23 protein-coding genes and 3 tRNA genes are annotated in these 22,656 nt (G+C 47.7%); 10 read left to right on the forward strand and 16 right to left on the reverse strand.

The genetic code is table 11. The features are described 5' to 3' along the window. Position 1: 1 nt before the first annotated feature. Both AC2YIT_RS18185 and AC2YIT_RS18190 read right to left on the reverse strand, forming a co-directional pair. Complete coding sequence (locus AC2YIT_RS18185) at positions 2 to 928, reverse strand: lysophospholipid acyltransferase family protein (protein ID WP_487280100.1); 927 nt, start codon at positions 926 to 928, stop codon at positions 2 to 4. A 66-nt stretch (positions 929 to 994) separates the two neighbouring features. Further along, a complete protein-coding gene (locus AC2YIT_RS18190) occupies positions 995 to 1,186 on the reverse strand; it encodes a cold-shock protein (protein ID WP_019942599.1) in 192 nt (63 codons plus the stop codon). A 139-nt stretch (positions 1,187 to 1,325) separates the two neighbouring features. Here AC2YIT_RS18190 and AC2YIT_RS18195 point away from each other — a divergent pair, with 139 nt between their 5' ends. Then, the gene (locus AC2YIT_RS18195) at positions 1,326 to 1,772 is read left to right on the forward strand and encodes a hypothetical protein (RefSeq protein WP_486279415.1); all 447 of its coding nucleotides are present in this window, start codon (positions 1,326 to 1,328) and stop codon (positions 1,770 to 1,772) included. A gap of 47 nt (positions 1,773 to 1,819) precedes the next feature. Here AC2YIT_RS18195 and AC2YIT_RS18200 read toward each other — a convergent pair whose 3' ends face one another. Then, on the reverse strand, positions 1,820 to 2,236 hold the full coding sequence (locus AC2YIT_RS18200; protein ID WP_486279413.1) for a response regulator: 417 nt from the start codon (positions 2,234 to 2,236) through the stop codon (positions 1,820 to 1,822). A 748-nt stretch (positions 2,237 to 2,984) separates the two neighbouring features. Here AC2YIT_RS18200 and AC2YIT_RS18205 point away from each other — a divergent pair. Beyond that, positions 2,985 to 4,070, forward strand: a complete 1,086-nt coding sequence (locus tag AC2YIT_RS18205) for a fatty acid desaturase (RefSeq protein ID WP_486279411.1) — start codon at positions 2,985 to 2,987, stop codon at positions 4,068 to 4,070. A gap of 126 nt (positions 4,071 to 4,196) precedes the next feature. On the opposite strand, the gene AC2YIT_RS18210 is transcribed toward AC2YIT_RS18205, so the two are convergent. From AC2YIT_RS18210 to AC2YIT_RS18250, 9 genes are all read right to left on the reverse strand, one after another. After that, positions 4,197 to 4,270, reverse strand: a tRNA-Ala gene (locus AC2YIT_RS18210). A gap of 136 nt (positions 4,271 to 4,406) precedes the next feature. Beyond that, positions 4,407 to 4,583, reverse strand: a complete 177-nt coding sequence (locus AC2YIT_RS18215) for a hypothetical protein (RefSeq protein ID WP_430851031.1) — start codon at positions 4,581 to 4,583, stop codon at positions 4,407 to 4,409. Between the two features lie 76 nt (positions 4,584 to 4,659). After that, complete coding sequence (locus AC2YIT_RS18220) at positions 4,660 to 5,184, reverse strand: 3'-5' exonuclease (RefSeq protein WP_430851029.1); 525 nt, start codon at positions 5,182 to 5,184, stop codon at positions 4,660 to 4,662. Between the two features lie 151 nt (positions 5,185 to 5,335). Then, positions 5,336 to 6,361: an energy transducer TonB gene (locus tag AC2YIT_RS18225; RefSeq protein WP_430851027.1), complete on the reverse strand. Its 1,026-nt coding sequence runs from the start codon at positions 6,359 to 6,361 to the stop codon at positions 5,336 to 5,338. Between the two features lie 38 nt (positions 6,362 to 6,399). Beyond that, positions 6,400 to 6,753, reverse strand: coding sequence for a PadR family transcriptional regulator (locus AC2YIT_RS18230; RefSeq protein WP_015814590.1), 354 nt, complete (start codon positions 6,751 to 6,753; stop codon positions 6,400 to 6,402). Positions 6,754 to 6,848: 95 nt separating this feature from the next. Beyond that, the gene (locus AC2YIT_RS18235; protein ID WP_015814589.1) at positions 6,849 to 7,319 is read right to left on the reverse strand and encodes an Lrp/AsnC ligand binding domain-containing protein; all 471 of its coding nucleotides are present in this window, start codon (positions 7,317 to 7,319) and stop codon (positions 6,849 to 6,851) included. 459 nt (positions 7,320 to 7,778) lie between these two features. Then, positions 7,779 to 8,123, reverse strand: coding sequence for a four-helix bundle copper-binding protein (locus AC2YIT_RS18240; protein WP_487280101.1), 345 nt, complete (start codon positions 8,121 to 8,123; stop codon positions 7,779 to 7,781). Between the two features lie 111 nt (positions 8,124 to 8,234). After that, positions 8,235 to 8,308 (reverse strand) — tRNA-Asp (locus AC2YIT_RS18245). Positions 8,309 to 8,400: 92 nt separating this feature from the next. After that, positions 8,401 to 8,474: transfer RNA gene (locus tag AC2YIT_RS18250), tRNA-Asp, on the reverse strand. A gap of 162 nt (positions 8,475 to 8,636) precedes the next feature. Between AC2YIT_RS18250 and AC2YIT_RS18255 the strand changes: the two genes are divergently transcribed. The 4 genes from AC2YIT_RS18255 (at position 8,637) to radC (ending at position 12,948) form a co-directional block, all read left to right on the forward strand. After that, the gene (locus tag AC2YIT_RS18255) at positions 8,637 to 9,737 is read left to right on the forward strand and encodes a Nif3-like dinuclear metal center hexameric protein (RefSeq protein ID WP_430851022.1); all 1,101 of its coding nucleotides are present in this window, start codon (positions 8,637 to 8,639) and stop codon (positions 9,735 to 9,737) included. Between the two features lie 97 nt (positions 9,738 to 9,834). Then, positions 9,835 to 10,581: a zinc ribbon domain-containing protein gene (locus AC2YIT_RS18260; protein ID WP_430851020.1), complete on the forward strand. Its 747-nt coding sequence runs from the start codon at positions 9,835 to 9,837 to the stop codon at positions 10,579 to 10,581. Between the two features lie 62 nt (positions 10,582 to 10,643). After that, positions 10,644 to 12,182, forward strand: coding sequence for a hypothetical protein (locus AC2YIT_RS18265; protein WP_487280102.1), 1,539 nt, complete (start codon positions 10,644 to 10,646; stop codon positions 12,180 to 12,182). Positions 12,183 to 12,243: 61 nt separating this feature from the next. Further along, positions 12,244 to 12,948, forward strand: coding sequence for a RadC family protein (gene radC / locus AC2YIT_RS18270; RefSeq protein ID WP_430851016.1), 705 nt, complete (start codon positions 12,244 to 12,246; stop codon positions 12,946 to 12,948). On the opposite strand, the gene AC2YIT_RS18275 is transcribed toward radC, so the two are convergent. From AC2YIT_RS18275 to AC2YIT_RS18290, 4 genes are all read right to left on the reverse strand, one after another. Next, positions 12,949 to 13,764: a DUF3298 and DUF4163 domain-containing protein gene (locus AC2YIT_RS18275; protein ID WP_430851014.1), complete on the reverse strand. Its 816-nt coding sequence runs from the start codon at positions 13,762 to 13,764 to the stop codon at positions 12,949 to 12,951. It abuts the gene before it with no gap. A 30-nt stretch (positions 13,765 to 13,794) separates the two neighbouring features. Further along, entirely contained in the window at positions 13,795 to 14,529 is a 735-nt protein-coding gene (locus AC2YIT_RS18280) for a LytR/AlgR family response regulator transcription factor (protein WP_487280103.1), read from the reverse strand. Between the two features lie 51 nt (positions 14,530 to 14,580). Further along, the gene (locus AC2YIT_RS18285; protein WP_430851147.1) at positions 14,581 to 15,678 is read right to left on the reverse strand and encodes a sensor histidine kinase; all 1,098 of its coding nucleotides are present in this window, start codon (positions 15,676 to 15,678) and stop codon (positions 14,581 to 14,583) included. 106 nt (positions 15,679 to 15,784) lie between these two features. Beyond that, positions 15,785 to 16,429, reverse strand: a complete 645-nt coding sequence (locus AC2YIT_RS18290) for a histidine phosphatase family protein (protein ID WP_430851011.1) — start codon at positions 16,427 to 16,429, stop codon at positions 15,785 to 15,787. An 85-nt stretch (positions 16,430 to 16,514) separates the two neighbouring features. Here AC2YIT_RS18290 and AC2YIT_RS18295 point away from each other — a divergent pair, with 85 nt between their 5' ends. The 4 genes from AC2YIT_RS18295 (at position 16,515) to AC2YIT_RS18310 (ending at position 22,626) form a co-directional block, all read left to right on the forward strand. Next, positions 16,515 to 16,940: a hotdog fold thioesterase gene (locus AC2YIT_RS18295; RefSeq protein ID WP_430851009.1), complete on the forward strand. Its 426-nt coding sequence runs from the start codon at positions 16,515 to 16,517 to the stop codon at positions 16,938 to 16,940. A 49-nt stretch (positions 16,941 to 16,989) separates the two neighbouring features. Further along, positions 16,990 to 18,237, forward strand: a complete 1,248-nt coding sequence (locus AC2YIT_RS18300; protein WP_487280104.1) for a chorismate-binding protein — start codon at positions 16,990 to 16,992, stop codon at positions 18,235 to 18,237. A gap of 143 nt (positions 18,238 to 18,380) precedes the next feature. Continuing rightward, entirely contained in the window at positions 18,381 to 19,484 is a 1,104-nt protein-coding gene (locus AC2YIT_RS18305; protein ID WP_430851005.1) for an efflux RND transporter periplasmic adaptor subunit, read from the forward strand. A 52-nt stretch (positions 19,485 to 19,536) separates the two neighbouring features. Continuing rightward, a complete protein-coding gene (locus tag AC2YIT_RS18310) occupies positions 19,537 to 22,626 on the forward strand; it encodes an efflux RND transporter permease subunit (RefSeq protein ID WP_430851003.1) in 3,090 nt (1,029 codons plus the stop codon). Positions 22,627 to 22,656 lie beyond the last annotated feature (30 nt).

Here is a 22,656-nt window from a genome sequence, read left to right on the forward strand (position 1 = left end):
TTTAAGATGAATGGATAGCACCCGCCGCCGGAATTTTCCAACGGTTATGTGACCATAGCCAGTAAGATGGCGCGCGGCTGATGCTTTTTTCCAGAAAATGATAGTAGGATTTTGTAATGCTCAAGGGCGTTGACCGGTCAAGGTGCTCCATCAGCCGAAATGTGAACTCGTAGCTGAAACGAGACCTTTTTTGAGATTCAACGTACACGACTGCCGCCTGCGATGAAGCCGCCATCCGTTCTCCTCCCGTTTGAACGGCAGTATCCTGGTCCAGGAATGAAATATGAAATTTATCGCTGCCAGGCGCAGGCCGCTGATCTGCTATTACCACCAGTAAATTAGGGATAGCAGTTTGGCGCAACAGCGATAACGCTTGCCGGTAAAACCCCTTCTTGGGAATAAGTTTGACTCCCAGGAACGAACGCAACCTGATCATTATCTTGTCGAGCAAACCATTTTTGATCGGCGAGTACGCTGTGTAGACAGGATAGTCCGTCACTTGCGGAAGATTAATCAGGTATTCCCAGTTTCCATAATGCGACGCGAAGACTATTACCGGTCGCTGGTCTGCATGGAGCGATTCCAGAACTTCCGGATTGATATACTTCGCCAGGCGCTTTCTAAGTCTTTCGGGCGCCAGATAGAACAAAAAAGGTTCAAGCAGCAGATCGCTCATATGGCGGTAATATGCACTCGTCAACCCGCGGATCTCGCCCGCGGATTTGGTAGGGAAAGAACTTGTCAGATTTTTACGGATCACTGTTTTCCGGTATTGCAGTACAAACCGAAGCAATAAGGATAGTAAAATTGAAAGGAGTGAGGTCAGGCAAAGCAGCGCATTACTTAAAAGCGTTGCTGGCAGATGTGTTAATCGGACCGCTATAATCCGCCATAACGATCTCGGGTATTGCTGGGTATTGGATTTCATTTGTTGGTCTAAAACAAAAAATCCTCCACACTGGGAGGATTCTGTTGCTTTGTATGGTTTGGCAGGCTAGATAATGGTTACATTAACTGCGTTCAGGCCTTTTCTACCTTCTTCAACTTCGTAAGACACACTGTCATTCTCACGGATATCATCATTAAGACCTGTGGTGTGTACAAAAATGTCATCTCCGCCATTTTCCGGAGCAATGAAACCAAACCCTTTGGTATCATTGAAAAACTTAACCGTTCCTCTATTCATAACTTTATTTTAAAATATTTATCAAATGTAAAATAAAATTTTGATAATAAAAATATTTCTGGAAGTATTTAGAATAATATTTTATTTAGGTGAAAAATAGCTACCTTCATGGAACACTAGGCTAAACCTGACTTCTGTAATGCAAAACCTGCTCGACATCCACCTAAATCCTGACTTTTGGGGTGTCCGTGAGCACTGTCTGGAAAAGTTACGGCCTTCTCAAATGGAGCGTCTTGAAAGCTTGATTCGAAAATATCCTACGTTGCTATCCGGAGTCTTTTTTCTCCGGTCGACCTCCCGGAATGGAACCATTTTTAGCTACCCGGATGACGAAACCGGCGATAAGGAGGTAATCGCGTGGTCGCGCATCTCGGATGACAATGAAATACTATGCGCTATGAATTTAGACCAGGAAAATTACGCTATTGTATACGTCACAGTCGATGATGTGATGCACCCTCTTGACGGCTCGATGAAGTGCTTGTTTGCCTCGGACTTGAGTCCGGCTGAATTAAATATTGAAGTGAGAAACGGGAAGGCGATCCGCTTAACAATACCTCCGCACGCGTTGGTTATCTACTGTTGAGATACCCATAGATTACTAAGAGCCACCACTGCGCCGCCCCCCGACGTTCAAGAGGAAATAGCACATGCCAGCCAATAATCCATAATGGCTTTCAGCGTCGAAACAAGTTCCTTTGGCGAATTGGGTTTAATGAAGAAGCCTAGCGCCAATTTACCATATGCATCGATTATCAGCTCGTGATTTGCCCTGTTTGTTAGATAAAGATAAGGGATGCCCGTTCGCCTTATTTCAATGTCAGTAATAAGCTGAGTGTCAAGGTCGGCACCATCCATATAAGGGTGATCAATGTCAGACAGTATCAGGAAGGGTTCTGCATAGGGCGCATTCATGTAGGCTAACGCTGACGCTCCATCCTTGAAATAGGCCCTCCTGTTGGGATAGCTCAGCTTTTCAAATACATATTCCAGCACATTTCTGTCCTCCTCGTCATCCTCAATAATAATAATTTCTCCGTTTCTGTTCATTTGTAGGCGATGATTGGTAGGTGGCCAATTGAAGCAAAAACCTAGCCACAGTTAAGATCCCATAAGGCTGGGTCACAAGCAGGTGAAGGGCAGTAAACAAAAAGCGAGCCCTAGCAAATTGCATTTGGGCTCGCCGCGCACCGTTTTATTAAATCGATCAGTTCAATGGAATTGGAATCAATTCCCTTTCAAAAAAAGCCAACATCTTTTTGTCACCGTCGCCGATTTCCTCACAATAGTAAATACGCTTCAAATACTTTTTGACCGTCAAACGCTTCCTGGGGTCCGTTAACAACGAGACCACCGACCCTACTAGATGTATGTTTTCCATTCAGGAAGATAGGGAACTTAAATGGTTATTGCTAAGAGTACATCAATTAAATAACTGCTTTTCAATGGCCTCTTATCACAAATACGCTACCTTTACAGCATTGCCTCTCTAAGATTTTACCGCTCGGTCGCCTCATTGGGAAAAAACCTCCGGCAAACCGCTCCTGCCGGATGTAGGCATTCATCATCACTGATCAATTATTCCCAAGACACCCGCAGTGCCGCCGGTAAATTGCATAGACTTCTTTGCTTCAGAATCATAATGCGTTAGCATTCTTCACTTGCGCGCACCTGACTTAACGGTCAGGTTCAGACTTCGAGATTTGAAACGGCCTGAGCATTATGCCGCCTATTTAGCGAAACGGCCTAATGCCGCAAACAACCGCATCAAATATTTCCACTATTTCAACCTATAATTATGAGTTTTATCGATGTCGTATTACGCGTACCATCTTATGGCTGGCAAGACCACGAGGGAAACCTTGTCAAACCCAGTGTTAAACAATTATTTTCAGAGTTTTTCCAGAGATTGAATGTTTTTCGAGACAAAAGAAATTGGTTAACGGTTTTGAGTTGGGGAAAGGTGGTCTGCATGGTACCATTTCTACTACTTTTTATCTTAAAATTTTTTACCGTTCCATTGCTGATCGCCGCGTTCATATACAGCATGTTCGTTATGGGAACACACGGTACCATCTGGCACCACCGATATTGCACGCATGGCGCTTACAAATTTCGCAATCATTTCTGGCGGTTTTTCACACAGAATTTGACGATTAGTATGATCCCTGAGGAAATATATTTAGTGTCTCACCACGTACATCATGCCAAATCTGATCGCCCGGGAGATCCTTATAATGCGGAAGGCGGTTTTTTGTACTGCTTTTTGGCGGATGTTAATCACCAGCCCATTTCACTGAGTCTGGATGAAATCCAATATAGTCGCGTAAAATCACTAATGAAGCATACCGGTCTCGTCCCGAATACATTCCAGCAGTACAAGAGATGGGGATCCTACCAACATCCCAGAAGAGCCTTAGTCAGTTGGGTCCTGAACTGGTCGTTTTGGTATTTAATCTTTTTCTTGCTTGGAGGGCATGCATTATCATGTACACTCTTCGGAGCGGCAGGCTTTTGGGCCGTAGGTGTCAGAACTTTCAATTACGAAGGGCACGGCAAGGGGGAGGATAAGCAGCGCCCCGGAATCGATTTCTGCCATGCAGATCGATCTATTAACCAACTGTGGCCAGGAATTGTTGCCGGTGAGTGGCACAATAACCATCACTTATTTCCTAAAAGTGCAAGAAGTGGTTTTAAACCATACCAAATCGATTTTGCATGGTATTATATCAAATTTCTGCATATCCTCGGTGCAGTGACTAGCTATAATGATGCAAAAAAAATGTTTGACACTCGATACTCAAACCCCAAAAATGAGGTAGATGAAAACACAACGACAGTAGCGGCTGTTCGATTAAATGCCAAACCAGCAAAAAACCGCTAAAAAGTAATGTGGCTGAATCGCCAGATACTAAGAAAGCCAAATAAAAACAAAGAAAAATGTTCGACCTATGTTCGACCTAAATAAAAAAGCCACTTACATTTTATCTGTAAGTGGCTGATTATCAAGTGGAGAATATCGGATTCGAACCGACGACCTCTTGCATGCCATGCAAGCGCTCTAGCCAACTGAGCTAATCCCCCATTTCAATCATCGCCGGCTATCACTTTTCGACACCCGACCCTCATTTGAGGAGTGCAAAGATGAAACGGAGAATTTTCAGAAGCAAGCGCCTACGCACGTTTTTTATGTATTTCTCACATTCATGATGCTTACGCGTCACCGCGAGCCCCCGCCGAACGCCTTCGCGAGCAGCCAGATTATAATGCCGATGATTCCCACAACGAGAATTACGCCCGTCCAAACGCCCGTCTTGAAAATATCGCCGATTAGCTCGCAGCTCATCAGTGTGAAGGATAAAAGGAGGATTATCAGAAGATTGATGTAAGCTTTCATGAGAAGGAATCATTTAGGTTAGTAATGTCTATCTGACCTTCAAAAACCATTCCATGAAAGATTGGGGCAGGATTTGCTACTGATATAAATCCATGGGGATAAGATTCTGCCTGTCGTTTAGCAGAAGTTTTTCAAAAAGACGGACGGTCGCTTCCGCATCGCCATGGGCGCGGTGCCGGTTTTCGATCATGATTTCCAGGCTCTCGCACAGATTTCCCAGGCTATATGATTTCAAGCCAGGAAAGATTTTCCGGCTTAGCTGCACAGTGCAAAGCAAATCGCGTTGAAAATACTCGTCCAACGCGCCGAATTCCCGTTTGATGAATCCGTAATCAAATTTCGCATTATGGGCTACGAACCACGCATCGCGGGTCATGGCCCTTACGGCATCCTGGACATCGTAGAATGTGGGCGCATTTTTCACCATTTCATTATCGATCCCGGTAAGGCGGGTGATAAATGGTGGAATATACATTTCCGGGTTAATCAGCGAGTGAAAAAAATCAACGATCCGGATACCATCGTGTCTGAAAACGGCAATCTCTGTAATACGTGAAGTCCCTCCTCCGCCTGTGGTCTCAATATCAACTATCGCATACATTAATTACTCACACTGAAATGGTTACTCACTAGTACTGTCATTATCCGGCCTGCGGTGGGAAAATTTGAATAGTACAAAAAAACGAAAAAATCCCCGCCGAAGCGAGGATTTTCTTCAATAACAGGGAGGCATCTACGCAAGAAGGCGATGATCAGTCCAGTTGAAATGCGATCGGCAGTGTAAATCTAACCCTCACCGGAACTCCAGCTTGTTTGCCTGGCATCCAGTCTTTCATCATTTTCACCACTCTTACCGCTTCCTCATCGCAACCAAACCCGATCCCCTTCACTGCGGCCGCATTCTCTATTTTTCCATCAGAACCTACTGTAAATTGTACGAATACCTTTCCTTGAATACCTGCACGCGATGCTTGCGAAGGATATTTCAGGTTTTTTCGCAGAAAAGCCGCCATCGCCTCGTTTCCTCCTGCATATTGGGGCGACTGTTCTACAAACGTAAAAGTCTCTTCTTTCCTCGCTTCAATCCCGGCAGCCTCGGCTTTGGGAGCCACCGCACTTTCAACAGGTGGGACAATCACATCAAGATCCTCTACCCCTTCCACGGTTTCCGTCGAAGGTTGGGCATTACTAAGGTCGTCAACCACCGGCGGTAGCTCTTCAATCTCGACTTTGTCGTCCGGAAGCACCTCAGGCGTCAGCGACTTCACCGTTTTCTGTACGGGCTCCGGTTCTTCCTTGGCGGGAGGCGGCGCAGGCGGCTCTTCCATCGTAACGTTGACCGTCTCCGCCTCCACGAGCCAGGCTACGTCATCAGGCTTTGGATCCGGTATCAATTTTGCATAAAGCTGCGGAAACATTACCAGCAGCAGAAAGAACGCTACACCCATTACAACCGCCCGTTGGACGGTCTGCCCGTAACCTTTTCTCAGATCATACGCACCGTACGACTTGTTACGATTCTCGAAGACGATGTCATTGAGGGATTTTTCCATGGCTAATAGATTTTGATGATCAACACTCAGATTCAGGAGGGTTTGCGCATCAGCCGTCTTTACCATATCCTGGTAAATCTGCTCGAATGACTTGCCATCCCAAAGACTTTCCTCCGCTTCACAAGCCAGGTGGTCGAGAATCTCCGGAAGCAATCCCGGATCCAGCTTGCTTGCCTGCAAATACTTGCTTATTTGGTCAATGCGATTTTCCTGAAGGCGTTTCATAGATCGATCTGTTTAGAGATTAGCCATGTACCTATTCTTTATTCTGTTGCCAGGTTTTTAGGAGCAAGCAGCAATCTTACTGCCTCTATAAAACGCTCTAAGTCATTGGTTTTAGTACGGGCAGTTTCATTTCCTCGGTGCGTCAGGGAATAATATTTCCGAAGACGTCCGTCCACCTCCACCGACTCGGTCAGCAGCAACCCCTCTTGCTCAAGTTTATGGAGCACAGGATAAAGTGCACCGAACGTCAGGGCGATAGCGCCGCCGGTTCTGTCTTTTACTTCCTGGGTAATCTCATAACCATACATCCGGTCGTGCTCTGCCAGCAAATTCAACACGATGGTTTTCAATGTACCCCGTACATACTCGTTACTCGTTGTGTTATTCTCCATGAGTTAAATTTTTATACAGCAAATATATATAAGTTTTTTATATATACAACACAAATCTACAAATTTCTTTTGATGAGGTCAAGATAAATTTCAAACTAGCTCTCAGCCAGTGGAATAGAACGATTAATGCGCTCTTCTAACGAAATAAAGGTTTCCGTTCGCTGTATGCCGTTTACTTTCTGGATCTTGTCATGGAGGATTTCGCGGAGGTGCCCGGTGTCTCTGCACACTATCTTAAGAAAGATACTATAAATTCCCGTGGTATAATGGATATTCACAACTTCCGGAATGCCTTCAAGTTCGGTAGCCACTTGCTCGTACAACGAACTTTTATCCAGGTAGATTCCCAGGAAAGCGCTGATATCCCAGCCCAGCTTTGTAGGGTCGATCACGAGCTGGGAGCCCTTTACGATGCCCATTTGTTCCAGCTTTTTCATGCGCACATGCACGGTCCCGCCAGACACGAACACACGCTTCCCGATTTCCGTGTACGGTAACGCTGCGTTTTCGATGAGCAAGGAAAGGATGCGCAGGTCGGTATTATCAATATCTGAATATTTTTGCATTTTGTGTTAAAAGTTTGAATTCTTCGCAACAATTAGGCTCAAATTATGAAAGAATTGTAAATTTTAACAATTTTAAATGAAAATATTTTATAATTCAGATCAGAAGTTTTAGTTTTGCAAAACCAAATTAGAAAAAAGGCAGTAGCAATATTGCTTTTACTCTGTTTGAGATCACATTGTAGGGTGATGAAATTGGCAGCCATGCCCTCCTGTCTCGGGGGTGGTGAATAAGGGATAAACGCGGCATAATGCCGACGCAAGTCGACTGGGGTGGACCACCAACAGTATTTGTACCGTAGCTAACCGCACCGTGGGTGGTTCGAATCCCCCTCCTACAGCAAAAAAAACTTGACAAGCGATTTTTTTCGTATTAGTTTTATTTGGTTTTTAGTTTGTTGATGAAGTGTAATTTGACACGCGGGTTCATTTTGAAACCTGCGTGTTTTTTTTACGCCTTTTTTAAACGGGCGTAGCCATACTTTCACAGGTAGCAGCACAAAGCCTGCAAGCCTCTGCACAAACGCGGCAATGAGCCATCCCCATCGCCGCATGTTGCTCACATTCAGCGGCACACGCATTACAAATATCCGCACACACTCTGCAAAGGTGCGCACTAAAATCGCTTTCAAGCGTCATTAATTCCACAGCGGCGTGACATACTGCGGCACACTCCATGTCGAGCTGGATACATTTTCGAAGATGCGCAACATGTTCATCGCGTAGACACGCGGTCGCACAAGTGACACACGCCTGCGCGCATGACACGCACGCATCAATACATTCCTGAAATTGGTTACTGGCCATAACTTTCGTCGTTTGAGAAAAAGATCTAAAAAATCTTTCGCCAACATGAAAATCATACCAAAGCAGAAAGCCTTAAAATGCAAAAAGCCCAGATTCCTCTGAGCTTTTGTGCGGTCTGGACGGGACTCGAACCCGCGACCCCATGCGTGACAGGCATGTATTCTAACCAACTGAACTACCAAACCAAAAAATAAAGAACTTCAACTTAATCGGCGGTCTGGCTGAGCCGGCATTCCGGCGGGACTCGAACCAGTATACTACCTAACTTATTTCTCGGCGGTCTGGACGGGACTCGAACCCGCGACCCCATGCGTGACAGGCATGTATTCTAACCAACTGAACTACCAAACCGATTCGTTTTACAAGCGTTTTTGTAAAACGTGGTGCAAAACTACTACTAATATTTACGATTGCAACACCTTACACAGCAATTTAGTTATTTTATTTGCAAAAACAATAGCCCCTCAACTAAGAATATTCTGAAAATGAAATAGTTGAACCAAGAGAAAATTTATGACTTTCATCAAAGAAATTTTAACCGAGCTCGAAAAGCTGGCTCCGCTGCCTTATCAGGAGGATTACGACAACGCAGGCCTGCTGGTTGGCGCACCGGATACAGAAGTTACCGGCATTCTCTTCACACTGGATATAACGGAGGACATCGTTGACGAGGCCATCCGCAGGCAATGTAACCTCATTGTCGCACACCATCCCGTTATTTTCAAAGGTCTTAAAAAGCTTAATGGTAAGAATTATGTGGAGCGGACAGTCATCAAGGCTATTAAAAATGATATTGCGCTTTACGCCACGCACACCAATCTTGACCATGTGGTAGGAGGCGTAAACTGGCAAATCGCAAAGCGCCTGGGCCTTCAGAATATAAAAGTACTGGCACCTAAAAAACAGGTTCTGACCAAACTGGCTTTCTTCTGCCCCGTTGAAAACACCCGGGAAGTACTAAGCGCATTGTTCGAAGCAGGTGCCGGAGAAATCGGCGAATACAGCAATTGCAGCTTCCGAAGTGAAGGACTAGGCACATTTTTGCCAGGCAACAATGCAAACCCGGTCATCGGCGCACGCGGCGAACTGGAAACGGTGAAGGAACACCGCGTGGAGGTGATACTGCCTTCACATTTACAGGGATCGGTACTGAGCGCACTTAGGCGTACACACCCGTACGAGGAAGTGGCCTATTACATGTCTGCGCTCGAAAACGAAAACCAGGAAGTGGGTGCAGGTGCCATCGGCGAGCTTCCCGAGGCGATGGAATCCCTCGACTTTTTGAGTTATTTAAAGAACGGCATGGAAGCATCGGTCGTGAAACATACGGAACCGACCGGCAAGTCAATCCGCCGGGTGGCGGTATGTGGCGGGGCAGGCAGCTTTCTCCTGCGCAATGCCGTTTCCGCAGGCGCCGACGTGTACGTAACGGCGGACTACAAGTATCACGAATTTTTCGACGCCGAAGGACGTATCATGATCTGTGACATAGGGCATTACGAAAGCGAAGTGTTTACGAAAAATTTATTGCATGACTATATATCAGGAAAATTTAGTAATTTCGCACTCTGTTTGTCAGAAATCAGTACCAATCCGGTGCGGTATTTTTCCTGAAAACCGGTTTTGACAACGAATTCTGCTGATAATCTGTTTAAATTAGGGCTGACTACCTCACATTTCAAGCATTGAAACAAGTCCATAAAAGACATACATGGAAAACACAATCGCACAAAAACTAGATGCTCTCCTGAAACTTCAGGAAATCGATTCAAGCCTTGACGAAATACTAAAAACCCGCGGGGACCTTCCCGAAGAAGTAAGGGACCTGGAAGATGAGATTGCAGGAATCGAAACGCGTTTAGGAAAATTTAAATCTGAAATTGCCAACCTGAACACAGAAATCGACAATTTCAAAAATGCGCAGAAAGAAGGGGAAAAACTGATCAAGAAATACAAAGATCAGCAGATGAACGTCCGCAACAACCGCGAATATGACGCCATCACCAAAGAAATAGAATTACAGGAACTGGATATGCAACTGGCCGACAAGAAAATCAACGAAGCCAGGGCCCGTATCCGCCTCATCGAGGAAGATGCCAACCGCGCGGAGTCCATCCTGAACGAACGGAACGAAGATCTGAAAGTTAAGAAAAACGAACTTTCGGTCATTACCTCGGAAAGCCAGGCCGAAGAACAGGCGCTGATCGCTGAAAGGGAGAAACACATTAAGAAAATCGAAGAACGCTTACTGAAATCTTACCAGAAGATCCGGGACAACTCACTCAACGGCTTGGCTGTTGTACACGTGCAGCGTGGCGCCTGTGGTGGATGCTTCAGCATCGTTCCTCCTCAGCGTCAGGCAGATATCCGTGAGCGTAAGAAACTGATCGTTTGCGAACACTGCGGACGTATCCTCGCCGACGTTGAAAGCGTTCAGCCGGTTCACCAACGCCGCTAGAATTATTAATATTAAATTGAAAGGTTGTCTGATCCGGGCAACCTTTTTTTATGTGCATTACCATGAGCAGCAGTTATTCGGAGGCCAAATATGCGGGATTCAGGTTACTGATGTGCCTGCTGCTTTTGTTACTTTTCCACCGGCCGGCATCAGCTATCGAGGAGCAAAGCGACGTTGCATTTTCTCCCAAACTGCAAAAAGCCTATTTTGAAATACAAAAACTGAGGCTGCCTGCCGCCCGTGAGCTGATCAACGACGAAAGGGCCGGCAATCCCGACAATCCGTTTATATCCTACCTCGACAGCTATGCCGACCTGCATGATCTGCTCATCGCCGAGGACCGCTCACGCTACAAAGTTTTCACCCAACAACAGGACAAGCGACTCGATTTGGTAGGGAGGCTTTCTGAAAAATCACCCTACAAGCGACTTTTTCAGGCTGACATCCGCCTGCACTCCGCATTTGCCAAGCTCAAATTCGGCAATGAGGTCAGCGGCTCGTGGGAAATTATCAAGGCTTACCGGCTCCTGGAAGATAACCGCAAGAAATTCCCTGCATTCACCCCTACCCTTAAATCGCTTGGACTACTGCACGTGCTGATAGGCTCCATTCCTGAAAACTATACGTGGATCGCCAAGATTCTCGGTTTGAAAGGGAACATCGCGCAGGGTATCCGCGAGCTCCGTGAAGTGGTAAAAGAAGAGCCTTTTTTCAAACAGGAAGCCGAGCTGATTGACCTCCTGTTACATGCCTACACCCTGCAACTCAGCCCTGAGCAACAAGCCCGGATTCGCCAGTGGCCGCAAGAACAACCCGACAACCTGCTACTGCACTTTTTCGCTACGACCGTTTTAATGAAAGAAAACCGGAGCGAAGAGGCTTTGCATTTCCTCGCCGATGCACCGACTGGCAGGGAATACATGCCTTTTCCGTTCCTTCATTACCTACGCGGGGAAATCGCATTGCAAAGTGGCGATTACGATGAGGCATTTGCCGCTTATGCCCGGTTTCTGAAACAATATGCCGGATTTAATTATATCAAAGACAGCTATTTCAAAATGTTCATGTGCCGCTGGCTCGCCGGGCGCGACCGGGAGGCCGCGGGTTATATGCAAAAAGTAACCCAAAGTGGCAGTACCATTGTGGAGGCCGATCAGTTTGCCGAAAGGATTGCGAAAGAATATGGTGAAGGAAAAATCAGTCCGAGCCAAAAGGTGCTGTACAAGGCCCGGTATGCCACCGACGGCGGTTATTTTCAGAGAGCCGAGGAACTGATGAAAGCTGTTTCGGAGAAAACTTTTAACACAACTTACGAAAAAGCCGAGTTCAATTATCGAATGGCCCGAATTCTTCAAAAATCAGGACGAACGAATGAGTCTGCACTATTTTACGACCGTTCGATAGCGCTTGGGCAGGCAGACCCGGGCGCCGGGGGATTTGCGGCTTCTTCGGCATTACAGATGGGTTACATTTATCAAAAAAAAGCTGATAATCAGAGAGCTGTAATGTATTTCAAAAAAGCGATGAGCTTTAAAAAGCACGAGTACAAAAACAGCATCGACAATAAAGCCCGTGCCGCGCTGACAGAATTAGGACAATAGGATTGTTACCAAAACGCACTTTCAGCGTATCAAGGATGCAAGCATTAATGCAACATTTGATATGCCCAGAAAAAAGAGCGACAATCCGAAAGTGATCATCAATTGGCACGATGACGACAAACCCCGTGAGAAATTCATGAACAAAGGCCGGGCCGCCTGCTCGGACTCTGAGCTGATGGCCATCCTGATCCGCTCGGGAACGAGGGAAATGACTGCCGTGGACCTTGCCAAAGCCCTCATGACATCGGTAGGCAACAATATTAATGAACTCGCCAAACTGAACGTCCGGGACCTGACAAAAATCAAAGGTATAGGCGAAGCGAAGGCACTTACCATCCTTGCTGCACTGGAACTCGGCCGGCGGCGCAAAGACATTATTTCTGATAAAAAACGTAAGATCATCGGTTCCCAGCCGGTGTATGAAGCCATGCGCCCCTATCTGATGGACAAAACGCATGAGGAATTCTGGATTTTACTGCTCAACCGCGGGAATTACGTGATGCGGGTGATACAGGTGAGCGTGGGCGGCATTTCCGGTACTGCGACCGATATTAAAATGATATTCAAAATTGCGTTGGACCATATGGCCAGTTCGCTGATCCTGGTACATAATCACCCATCGGGGCAGCTCATACCGAGCTTTGCAGACAAGGTGCTGACCGAACAAATAAAAGAAGCAGGCCGATTGCTCGACCTGCCTGTTCAGGACCATATCATCTTTACCGATGACGGTTATTATAGTTTCAAAGATTCCGGTGAAATGTGATCAGAACACCGCTTCTTTCCTGATAATACCTTTCAGCTCCTCATAAGGAATTGTAAGCTCGATTGGCCCACGGGCGTAGGCTGCTATTTCATAAGGATTATAGAAAAATAAGACTCCTTCCGGCCTAAACACATAATTGGCCGGAAGAAAGAATTTATGATTCGCGAGAAAATAACCTGCATCTTCCAGGTCGACCCCGGGCGCGAGCTTTTCCAGCTCACGAAACTTCTTTTCCACCAGACTCAACAAAGCCACCGAGTCGGCTACAAAGTTTTTCATTTCGATTTCCTCACCCGTCTTACCGTCGAAGGCATGATACGAAGTGAAGCTGTTGGGATGTGCGCCACCGGTGAATGCGTAATGATCCAGCTGATAGAACATTACTTTCGGGGTTGTCATGACGGTATCGCCATGCAATTCCACTTCCCAGCAGCCCGGAGAGTCGGGAAACTCCTTCTTGAAATCATTATAGTTTTTTTCAAAATCTTCGAAAGCTGCTTTCGGGCTTTTAATAGCCTCCAAGCGGGCTAACGCACTGGCCGGGTCACCGTAGGAATTCAACCGCTTAATGGCCTTGTCCGTCAGAATTTCCCTGATTTTGGTGGCAACAGCCCCGGAATCAGTCGGCTCCCAGAGGTTAATCAGCACAGATACCCCTTTATTGGAAACGGTATCACACCCTCCAAACTGCTCCTTTTTTACCTCTCCTGCCTGATAGCCGGTTTCAGCGACTGCCTGATCATTTTTGGACTGCTGGTTACATGCCCAGAACGACAAAGCGCCGAGCATCAGGGCAGCCATTTGCTTCAAACCCATAGTCATCGATTTTTTCAGTTGAGAAAGCGATTATAGACTCATCAGTTCCTTGAAACGAATGGCCTGGCGGCGCGAGATCTCGATTTTATCCCCGCCCTGTAAGGTTACCAGCAAGCCCCCACTGAACCACGGCTCGATTTTCTCGATCCAATGCAGGTTGATAATATGCTTGCGGTTGGCGCGGAAGTAGGTGTTCGGATCCAGACGTTCTTCGAGGTTGTTCAGCGATTTCAACACCAAAGGCTTCTGGTCGTCGAAATGCAAACGAACATAGTTTCCCATCGATTCGAACAGACGGATCTTACCCAGTTTTACAAACCAGCATTTCTCGCCATCTTTCACAAACACCTGGTCGTTTTCGCCCAGTACTTTTTCCGCCCGCTCATTCGCATGCGTGGGTGCTTCCGGCTGAGCCTGATTCTCCTCAATGCGGTGAATGGTCTCTTTGAGACGTTCGGTATCGATAGGTTTGAGCAGGTAATCCAATGCATTGAATTCAAATGCCTTGATCGCGTACTCGTCGAACGCGGTGGTAAAAATTACCTCCGGGCTTTTGCCTTCGATCGACGAAAGCAGTTCAAACCCGTTCTTGCCGGGCATTTGAATATCCAGGAAAAGCAATTCAGGCTGCTGCTCTTCGATCATTTTCAGCGCCTCTTCCGCGTTCGCGGCTTCTCCTACTATTTCAATTTTAGTGTATGGTTCAAGCAATCTCTTCAACTCGTTGCGCGCTAGTCGCTCATCATCTACAATTAAAGTCCTCATGGCGGATGGATCAGTTAGGAATAATAAACAGATAGTATATTGATTTGGTCATTAGTTCTCTTTTTCGGATCCTTCTCCCACCATCATCACGCCTTCCGAAAGCATCGGGATTTTAATTTCCGAACAAACCACGTTCTCTTTCTCCTGGAAAATCCGGAATGTTGCCGCCTTACCGTACAGAATCGACAGTCGCTCGGCTGTATTTTTTAAACCAACCCCACCGGATTCGGTGTTGCCCAGGTTGCCTGCATTTACCTCCGTATCTCCCAGGTTCCCCGAGTTATGGATCGTGATAACAAGCAGCTCATTGGCAATTTCCGATTTTAACCCGATAAATCCACCTCCCATTTGCTTGGCAACCCCATGCTTGATACCGTTCTCGACGAGCGTTTGCAACATCATGGGCGGCACTTGCCAGTAAATAGCTTGCGGGTTGGTCGTAATGCTGTAACAAAGGCGGTCCTCGTAACGCACTTTTTCCAGTTCGAGATAATCTTCGACCGTGCGAAGCTCTTCCTGTAAATCGACTGTTTTACGGCGGTCGGCCAGCAAAGAGTTCCTTAATATGTTGGATAGCTGTGTAATACTGAGCTGCGCACGCTTGGGATCTTCGTACACCAATGCGCGGATGCTGTTCAGTGCATTGAATGTAAAATGCGGATTGAGCTGCGAGCGTAGCACTTTCGCTTCCGCCTCGCGCATAGACATTCTCAGCATGATCTTCTCATAGCTGGCGAGTCGGTTCTGCTCCACATAGTGATAAACCGTGTAAGACAATATCCACGCCAGCAGGATTTTGCACCAGTTGGTATAATAACCCCAGAAAATCAACGGCTGGTTGAGCATATTGTGTTCCAGAACCTCACGATCCATTGGTTGGTTAATCATCGTCATGATAAGCCCCAGCCACAACACCGACCCGATCACCCGCAACGCAAGCCTGGGCAACGGCAGCGATGACCAATTCCACCGCCTGATCACAAGGCGGTACACATGGGTAAGGCAAATGCCCAACAGGATATTGGCCAGCGCAGAATAGAACTCGGTCAGCTTGAAACCGTATTCCAAGAGATACGGAATGTATTCGAACATGATGATTAATGTCCAACCCAGTATCTGAAGAGTCCAATAAATGCGTTTTTTGGACATGAGCATACGAACGCTGATAATGTATTGAAAAGCCACAAATGTATTAATGACCCCTCAGGGGAGGTACATTAATACACCAATGGAAACGAATCTACACAAACGGCTGCTATATCGTTTGCGGGATTTCGATGGAAAGAAGGTGTGTGATATCGTTGGAGACTTCCAGTTCGAACTGCTGGGTATCGTAGGAGTAATTAATCTTGTAGAGGCAAAGATTGCTGTGCTCGTAGTCGTCCATACGCACCAGCGGCTGTTTGAAAAGCGTCGTTAGTAATACGCGCATCGCACGGCCGTGCATGGCGATGAGAATATTCCTTTCATGCGGACGGGAGAGAATCGTATCGATCACCGGTATCTGACGTTCGCGCACATCTACGGGGCTTTCGCCGCCTTCTGCGGCAAGATTCACCTCACCTGCTTTCCAGGCGTTTACCAGTTCACGATAATAGTTATTATCGCCCGTGTTCGGTTCGCGGCCCTCACGATCTCCCCATGATATTTCGTTCAGCCCCGAGTAGCTTTCATGCGGTATACCGAGCCTGATGAACCCCCGGACGGTTTGATGTGTTCGCTTTAAGTCAGAGGTATAAATTTTGTCAAACGGAACATGTTGGTAAGCATTAAAAAAAGCTTCGGCCTGAGCTTCTCCCCATTCATTCAGCAAGGAGTCAACACCGCTCCCCTGGACAACTCCCCTGCGGTTCAAATCAGTTTCACCGTGGCGAATGAGGTAAATCGATTTTCTTTTCAAGACAATAGGATAATTTAAATATAAAATTTACAAAAACCTTGTTTATATTCCGCAAAGCCAATACAAATTTATACATTTTTTAGATATGTTCGCTAAAACCGTCACCGTCGATTCATTACAATCTTTTGGACAAAACAGTATCGCCCATCACATCGGGATCGAGTTTACGGAAATCGGAAAGGATTATGTGTCAGCCCGAATGCCGGTCGATAAACGCACCCATCAACCCTTCGGAATTTTGCACGGCGGTGCCTCGGTCGTACTGGCCGAAACGCTGGGAAGCATCGCCTCATTCTTGACAATTCCTGAAAACGAAAACAAACACGCCGTAGGGTTGGAAATCAATGCGAACCACCTGAGGCCGGTGAAGGAGGGTTATGTGTACGGAACCGTGCGACCGATCCATATCGGCCGGACCACGCATATCTGGGACATCAGGATCACCAATGAGGAAAACAAACTGGTTTGCATCAGCAGACTTACAGTTGCTATTGTGAATGCAGACCGCTAACATTATTTTGCAGAAAATTGACCTAACGGGACACGCCCATTCGTTATAAATGCTATCAGTACAGACCGACACAGGGATTTCGATATTTGAGGGATTACAGATTCAGGAGCTTTGGCGTGCATCCAAAATGATGGGTTTCCCGTCAGCAGTATGGCGCCTGCCCCACGCCAACGAAATTAAACTGCTTATTTCCATTCAGGATGGCACACGTAAATGTCTGCCTGAACTCGAAAAAATGAGCCCGGGCTTTGTGATAAGCACATTCTACTGGGAAGACGACCAGGAAGTACTTTTCCTGGAAGGCGATATTATCCTGACATTCTCGGAAGACAACCGGATCACGCACATCAAGAACCAACTCGGCGAGGAGCATCCCGAAGTAAAAAGACTCGTTCAGCTCGCATTAACCGAAAGCAACCACGAAAATCAGCAACAGGTAACTTCCAACCCGCTGTTACCTTTAAGCGGCCACCTGGATGCCAAATCCCGTTTCGAACGGACGGTAGAGCTCGCGGTGGCAGCAATCCGCCAGAATCAATTCAAAAAAGTAGTGCTCTCGCGTACCAAAGACCTGCGATACACCGATGCATTTCAACCCGCGCAGGCATTTCAGCGGCTCGTGAAAGCCTACCCTCACGCATTTGTTTCGCTGGTGAACCTGCCGGAAGAAAATGAACTGTGGCTCGGGGCAAGCCCCGAATTGCTGGTAGAGCAAATATCCGGCGGTATTTTCAAAACCATGTCCCTCGCAGGTACGCAGGGGGCTCGTGACGCATCGGGTGAGCTCATACCCAAGTATGACATCCGCTGGGGCGAGAAAGAGATTGAAGAGCAGGCGCTTGTAAGCCGCTATATTATTGAATGCTTTAAAAAAATCCGCTTGCGCGAGTACCTGGAAACGGGGCCCAAAACTGTGCTGGCGGGAAATCTATACCATCTCAGGACCGTCTTCGAGGTCGATACCGTGGCACTCAACTTCCCTGAGCTGGCTTCGGTAATGCTCAAACTCCTGCACCCGACGTCGGCTATTTGCGGTGTACCGAAGGCGCCCAGCCTTCGATTTATCAATGATGTCGAAGGTTACAACCGCTCCTATTACAGCGGCTTCCTGGGGCCAGTACAAGTGGGTGGTGATACCCATTTGTTCGTTAACCTCCGCACCGTGCGGTTCAAGGACGGCATTGCGACGTTTTTTGCAGGGGCCGGGATCACGGAAGACTCTGTACCTGAGCAGGAATGGTTCGAAACAGAACTGAAATGCGATACTTTGCTTAAAGTGATTGGTAGTTCCTTATAAAAAAATTAGCTGGCATTAAACTTTTATAGCGGCAAAAAGTCTAATCCGTTCGAGATTAATATCTAATTTTGAACAAAGCTCTGAATAGGACGCATTTAGTCCGTCAGACTCCTAAACCAATTTAAGCCAGGTTAACCAACCCTATGAATGTTATCGCCAGATCTGCCCGTGCAGAAGGAATGCCAAACTTAACCAAACCTCTGTCTTCACTTTTCATTGCCGGTTCGCTCTTTATTACGCTTTCGTGCGGAGAAAAAAAGGATACTTTTCAACAAAAAGGCGGTGGAGGCCCCACCATCGTGGATGTGATCGTTGCGAAATCCGAGAAGGTAAGTGACAAGGTAGAAGTGAATGGTACCATCGTGGCCAACGAATTCGCAGAATTGCGGCCGGAAGTAAGCGGATTGCTGACTTTCCTCGATGTACCGGAAGGCAAAACGGTCCAAAAAGGAACGGTGATCGCCCGGATTAACAGCGCCGACCTCCTTGCCCAGCTCAACCGGTCGAAAATACAGCTTGACCTCGCGGAAACGACCGAAAAGCGGCTCAAACAGCTGATCGCCGTGAACGGTATCAACCAGGCGGATTATGACCTGGCCCTCAACAATGTCAATACCCTCAAAGCGGACATGGCCTATACCCAGGCGCTGATCGACAAGACGATCATCAAGGCGCCGTTCACAGGTGTGGTAGGCTTGCGCAAGGTGAGTGCGGGCTCGTATGTGACGCCCCAGAGTGTAATCGCCACGATGCAGCAACTCTCCAATCTGCGGATAGATTTCACGGTTCCAGAGAGCTATCAGCAATATGTGAACAAAGGCGGCACCGTGGAAGTAATGCTCGACCAGGCTTCTGGTAAATATGAAACCGCCCGCATTCTGGCTATCGAACCACAAGTGAACCAAACCACCCGTAACCTGACGGTTCGCGCGGTGCTGAGCTCTGGCAATACCAGCCCCGGCTCGTTTGCAAAAGTATATATCACTGCCAGCAACAATAAAAATAGCATACTTATTCCTTCGAACAGCATTATTCCGGAAGCCCGCAGCAAGAAAGTCGTGACCGTGAAAGGGGGTAAGGCCGTATTTGCACAAGTAGAAACCGGCGACCGCAGGGAAGATGTGGTAGAAGTAACCAAAGGCCTGAATGTCGGCGATACGGTGGTTGTTTCGGGTGTACTTTTTGCCCGTCCCGATGCTCCTGTGAAAGTGAGAAGTGTTAGAAACCTGAATGTAGCGAGTAAGTAACAATCGCCGTTGCGGCGCTTGTTGCAGTGACCATTCCTTTGAAACCCCTGCTATGAATATTTCAGAACTATCCCTGAAACGGCCCGTTCTGGCGGTCGTGATGAACCTGCTCATCATCCTTTTTGGTGTGGTAGGATATAACTTCCTTTCACTGAGGGACTACCCGGCCATCGACCCGCCAATCGTGAACGTGCGGACAAGCTACACCGGTGCCAATGCCGACATTATCGAGAGCCAGATTACCGAGCCGCTCGAAAAGAGCATCAACGGTATCCCTGGTATCAAGAGTATCAGCTCTTCGAGCCAGATTGGTTCGAGTAACATTACCGTAGAATTCAACCTGAAATCCGACCTCGAAGGCGCCGCCAACGACGTGCGCGACAAGGTGAGCCAGGCTGTCCGCAACCTCCCGCAGGACATCGACGCCCCCCCGGTGGTAAGTAAGGCTGACGCCAACTCCGATTTTATTCTCCTTTTGGCCGTACAAAGCCCGTCGAAAGGTTTGCTCGAACTGAGTGAATATGCCGAGAACGTCCTCCAACAAAGCCTGCAAACGATCGACGGTGTAAGTGCGATCAATATTTTCGGGCAAAAGCGCTACGCCATGCGCATCTGGCTGAATCCCGACCGGATGAGCTCCTACAACGTCTCCTTCAACGACATTACCACTACTCTTGCTTCGGAAAACGTGGAATTGCCCGCGGGTAAAATCTACGGCGACAATACCGAGTTGACGATCCGAACCATGGGCCGTCTGAAAAGCGAGAAGGAATTCAATGACCTCGTGATCCGCAATGACAGCTCGGGAATCGTGAGGCTCGGTAATGTAGCCAAAGTGGAACTGGGCCCCGAAAACGAGGAACAAAGCTGGAAATACAACGGCATGTATGCGGTAGGTCTGGCGGTAATCCCGCAGCCCGGTGCCAACTACGTGCAGATTTCCGACGAATTCAACAAACGCCTCGCGGAAATCCAGAAATCCAATAAATCGGACATTACCTTCAACGTACTGATCGACAATACCCGCCTCGTGCGGCAATCTATCAAAGAGGTAGAAGAAACGCTGATCATCGCATTCTCTCTCGTGGTAATTGTGATCCTCTTCTTCTTCCGGAACCTGCTCGTGGCCGTCCGCCCATTGATCGATATTCCGATATCGCTCGTGGCGACGTTCTTCATTATGTACATGTGCGGGTTTTCGATCAATATTCTCACGCTGCTAGGCATCGTGCTCGCAACAGGTCTGGTGGTCGATGACGGTATTGTCGTCACGGAAAACATTTTCCGCAAACTGGAAAGCGGTTTACCGATCCGGCAGGCGGCATTGGAAGGTAGCCGGGAAATCTTCTTTGCAGTTATTTCAACTTCGCTGACATTGGCTGTGGTATTCCTTCCCGTAATTTTCCTAGAAGGTTTTGTGGGAAGTCTTTTCCGCGAATTCGGGATCGTGGTAGCCTCCGCGGTACTGATATCCGCATTCGTTTCGTTGACGATCACACCGGTACTGAATGTAGTGCTGAACCGCAAAAATGCAGGTCATGGCTGGTTTTATAACAAAACAGAGCCATTCTTTACCGGAATGGAAGACGGCTACAACCGAATGCTCCGCGGATTTATGAAAGCACGCTGGATTTCGTGGGTTCTGGTCGTAGCTTGCGGTGTGCTCATCTGGTTTACCTACACCCATTTGCAAAGTGAGCTCGCGCCGATGGAAGATCGAAACAGTGTCCGTTTCAGCGTTTCGGCGCCGGAGGGTACCAGTTTTGACCAAATGCAGCAGGTATCCGACCAGCTCAGCAATTTTCTCAATGATTCTATTCCTGAAAAAGCATTTACTTTCTCGGCAACACCCGGCTTCGGCGGGGGCGGCGTGAACAGTGCTACGGCTCGTATCGGCCTTGTCCCCTCCGACCAGCGAAGGAGAAGTCAGAATGACATCGCACAGGAAATTAACAAGAAGATGTCGCGGTTCAATGACGCCCGCATATTCGCAACGCAGGAGCAGACGATTTCCGTGGGTATCGGTTCAAGGGGCTCCCTTCCGGTTCAGTTTGTGTTGCAAAACCTCGATTTTGACAAACTAAGTGAAGTTCTTCCGAAATTCCTCGACGAAGCAAGACAGGACCCGACATTCCAGAATGTCGATGTGAACCTCAAATTCAACAAACCGGAGGTACGCCTGACCATCGATCGTCTCAAAGCACGTGACCTGGGCCTCTCTACAACCGATGTAGCCGCCACCATCCAGGCTGCATTCAGCGGTCGCCGGCTGGCCTACTTTATCATGAATGGCCAGCAATACCAGGTAATCGGCCAGGTGGAACGTTCGGAGCGTAACAAACCTGCCGATATCGAGAAATTGTATGTGCGTAACAACCGCGGCGAAAGCATTCCGCTCACCGCCGTTGTGCATATGGAAGAAGAGAGCGGCCCGCCGACTATTTATCACTATAACCGCTACAAAAGCGCTACCATTTCCGCATCGCTCGTGGAAGGCAAAACGATTGGCGACGGTGTGGAAGCCATGCGCAGGATTGGAGCCAAGCTGCTCGACGAATCCTTCCAGACGTCACTCACAGGTCCATCCCGCGACTTCGAGGAAAGTTCTTCCAATACCAGTTTCGCATTTGGGCTGGCGCTTTTACTCGTGTACCTGGTGCTTGCCGGCCAGTTTGAAAGCTTCACCGACCCGTTCATTATCATGATCACCGTGCCATTAGCATTGGCAGGTGCGTTGCTAAGCTTGTATTTGTTTGGATTAACCATCAATATTTTCTCTCAAATCGGGATGATTATGCTCATCGGGCTTGTGACGAAGAATGGTATCCTCATTGTGGAGTTTGCCAACCAGAAACGCGAACAGGGCATGGGCCGGATGGCTGCGGCTATCGAATCGGCAACGCAGCGTTTGCGCCCTATTTTGATGACGAGCTTGGCAACCGCATTCGGTGCGTTACCAATCGCATTGAGCCTCGGAGCGGCGGCGACGAGCCGCGTACCGCTGGGGGTGGTGATCGTTGGTGGTCTGATGTTCTCGCTGATCCTGACGCTGTTTGTGATCCCGGCGATTTACACGTTCATTTCACCCAAAAAACACAAGGTGACGGAAGAGCAGAAAATGGCAGAGGAGCTTGTGGCTTAAAGGATATTTTTTTTAACAAAATCAACTATT

It is taken from the genome of Dyadobacter sp. SRI_021 (assembly GCF_057586235.1).

Excerpts from the sequence above, each read along its gene's own strand:
- AC2YIT_RS18185 (WP_487280100.1), bottom strand. The coding sequence starts at position 928 with ATGAAATCCAATACCCAGCAATACCCGAGATCGTTATGGCGGATTATA.
- AC2YIT_RS18190 (WP_019942599.1), bottom strand. The coding sequence starts at position 1,186 with ATGAATAGAGGAACGGTTAAGTTTTTCAATGATACCAAAGGGTTTGGT.
- AC2YIT_RS18195 (WP_486279415.1), top strand. The coding sequence starts at position 1,326 with ATGCAAAACCTGCTCGACATCCACCTAAATCCTGACTTTTGGGGTGTC.
- AC2YIT_RS18200 (WP_486279413.1), bottom strand. The coding sequence starts at position 2,236 with ATGAACAGAAACGGAGAAATTATTATTATTGAGGATGACGAGGAGGAC.
- AC2YIT_RS18205 (WP_486279411.1), top strand. The coding sequence starts at position 2,985 with ATGAGTTTTATCGATGTCGTATTACGCGTACCATCTTATGGCTGGCAA.
- AC2YIT_RS18215 (WP_430851031.1), bottom strand. The coding sequence starts at position 4,583 with ATGAAAGCTTACATCAATCTTCTGATAATCCTCCTTTTATCCTTCACA.
- AC2YIT_RS18220 (WP_430851029.1), bottom strand. The coding sequence starts at position 5,184 with ATGTATGCGATAGTTGATATTGAGACCACAGGCGGAGGAGGGACTTCA.
- AC2YIT_RS18225 (WP_430851027.1), bottom strand. The coding sequence starts at position 6,361 with ATGAAACGCCTTCAGGAAAATCGCATTGACCAAATAAGCAAGTATTTG.
- AC2YIT_RS18230 (WP_015814590.1), bottom strand. The coding sequence starts at position 6,753 with ATGGAGAATAACACAACGAGTAACGAGTATGTACGGGGTACATTGAAA.
- AC2YIT_RS18235 (WP_015814589.1), bottom strand. The coding sequence starts at position 7,319 with ATGCAAAAATATTCAGATATTGATAATACCGACCTGCGCATCCTTTCC.
- AC2YIT_RS18240 (WP_487280101.1), bottom strand. The coding sequence starts at position 8,123 with ATGGCCAGTAACCAATTTCAGGAATGTATTGATGCGTGCGTGTCATGC.
- AC2YIT_RS18255 (WP_430851022.1), top strand. The coding sequence starts at position 8,637 with ATGACTTTCATCAAAGAAATTTTAACCGAGCTCGAAAAGCTGGCTCCG.
- AC2YIT_RS18260 (WP_430851020.1), top strand. The coding sequence starts at position 9,835 with ATGGAAAACACAATCGCACAAAAACTAGATGCTCTCCTGAAACTTCAG.
- AC2YIT_RS18265 (WP_487280102.1), top strand. The coding sequence starts at position 10,644 with ATGAGCAGCAGTTATTCGGAGGCCAAATATGCGGGATTCAGGTTACTG.
- radC (WP_430851016.1), top strand. The coding sequence starts at position 12,244 with ATGCCCAGAAAAAAGAGCGACAATCCGAAAGTGATCATCAATTGGCAC.
- AC2YIT_RS18275 (WP_430851014.1), bottom strand. The coding sequence starts at position 13,764 with ATGGGTTTGAAGCAAATGGCTGCCCTGATGCTCGGCGCTTTGTCGTTC.
- AC2YIT_RS18280 (WP_487280103.1), bottom strand. The coding sequence starts at position 14,529 with ATGAGGACTTTAATTGTAGATGATGAGCGACTAGCGCGCAACGAGTTG.
- AC2YIT_RS18285 (WP_430851147.1), bottom strand. The coding sequence starts at position 15,678 with ATGTCCAAAAAACGCATTTATTGGACTCTTCAGATACTGGGTTGGACA.
- AC2YIT_RS18295 (WP_430851009.1), top strand. The coding sequence starts at position 16,515 with ATGTTCGCTAAAACCGTCACCGTCGATTCATTACAATCTTTTGGACAA.
- AC2YIT_RS18300 (WP_487280104.1), top strand. The coding sequence starts at position 16,990 with ATGCTATCAGTACAGACCGACACAGGGATTTCGATATTTGAGGGATTA.
- AC2YIT_RS18305 (WP_430851005.1), top strand. The coding sequence starts at position 18,381 with ATGAATGTTATCGCCAGATCTGCCCGTGCAGAAGGAATGCCAAACTTA.
- AC2YIT_RS18310 (WP_430851003.1), top strand. The coding sequence starts at position 19,537 with ATGAATATTTCAGAACTATCCCTGAAACGGCCCGTTCTGGCGGTCGTG.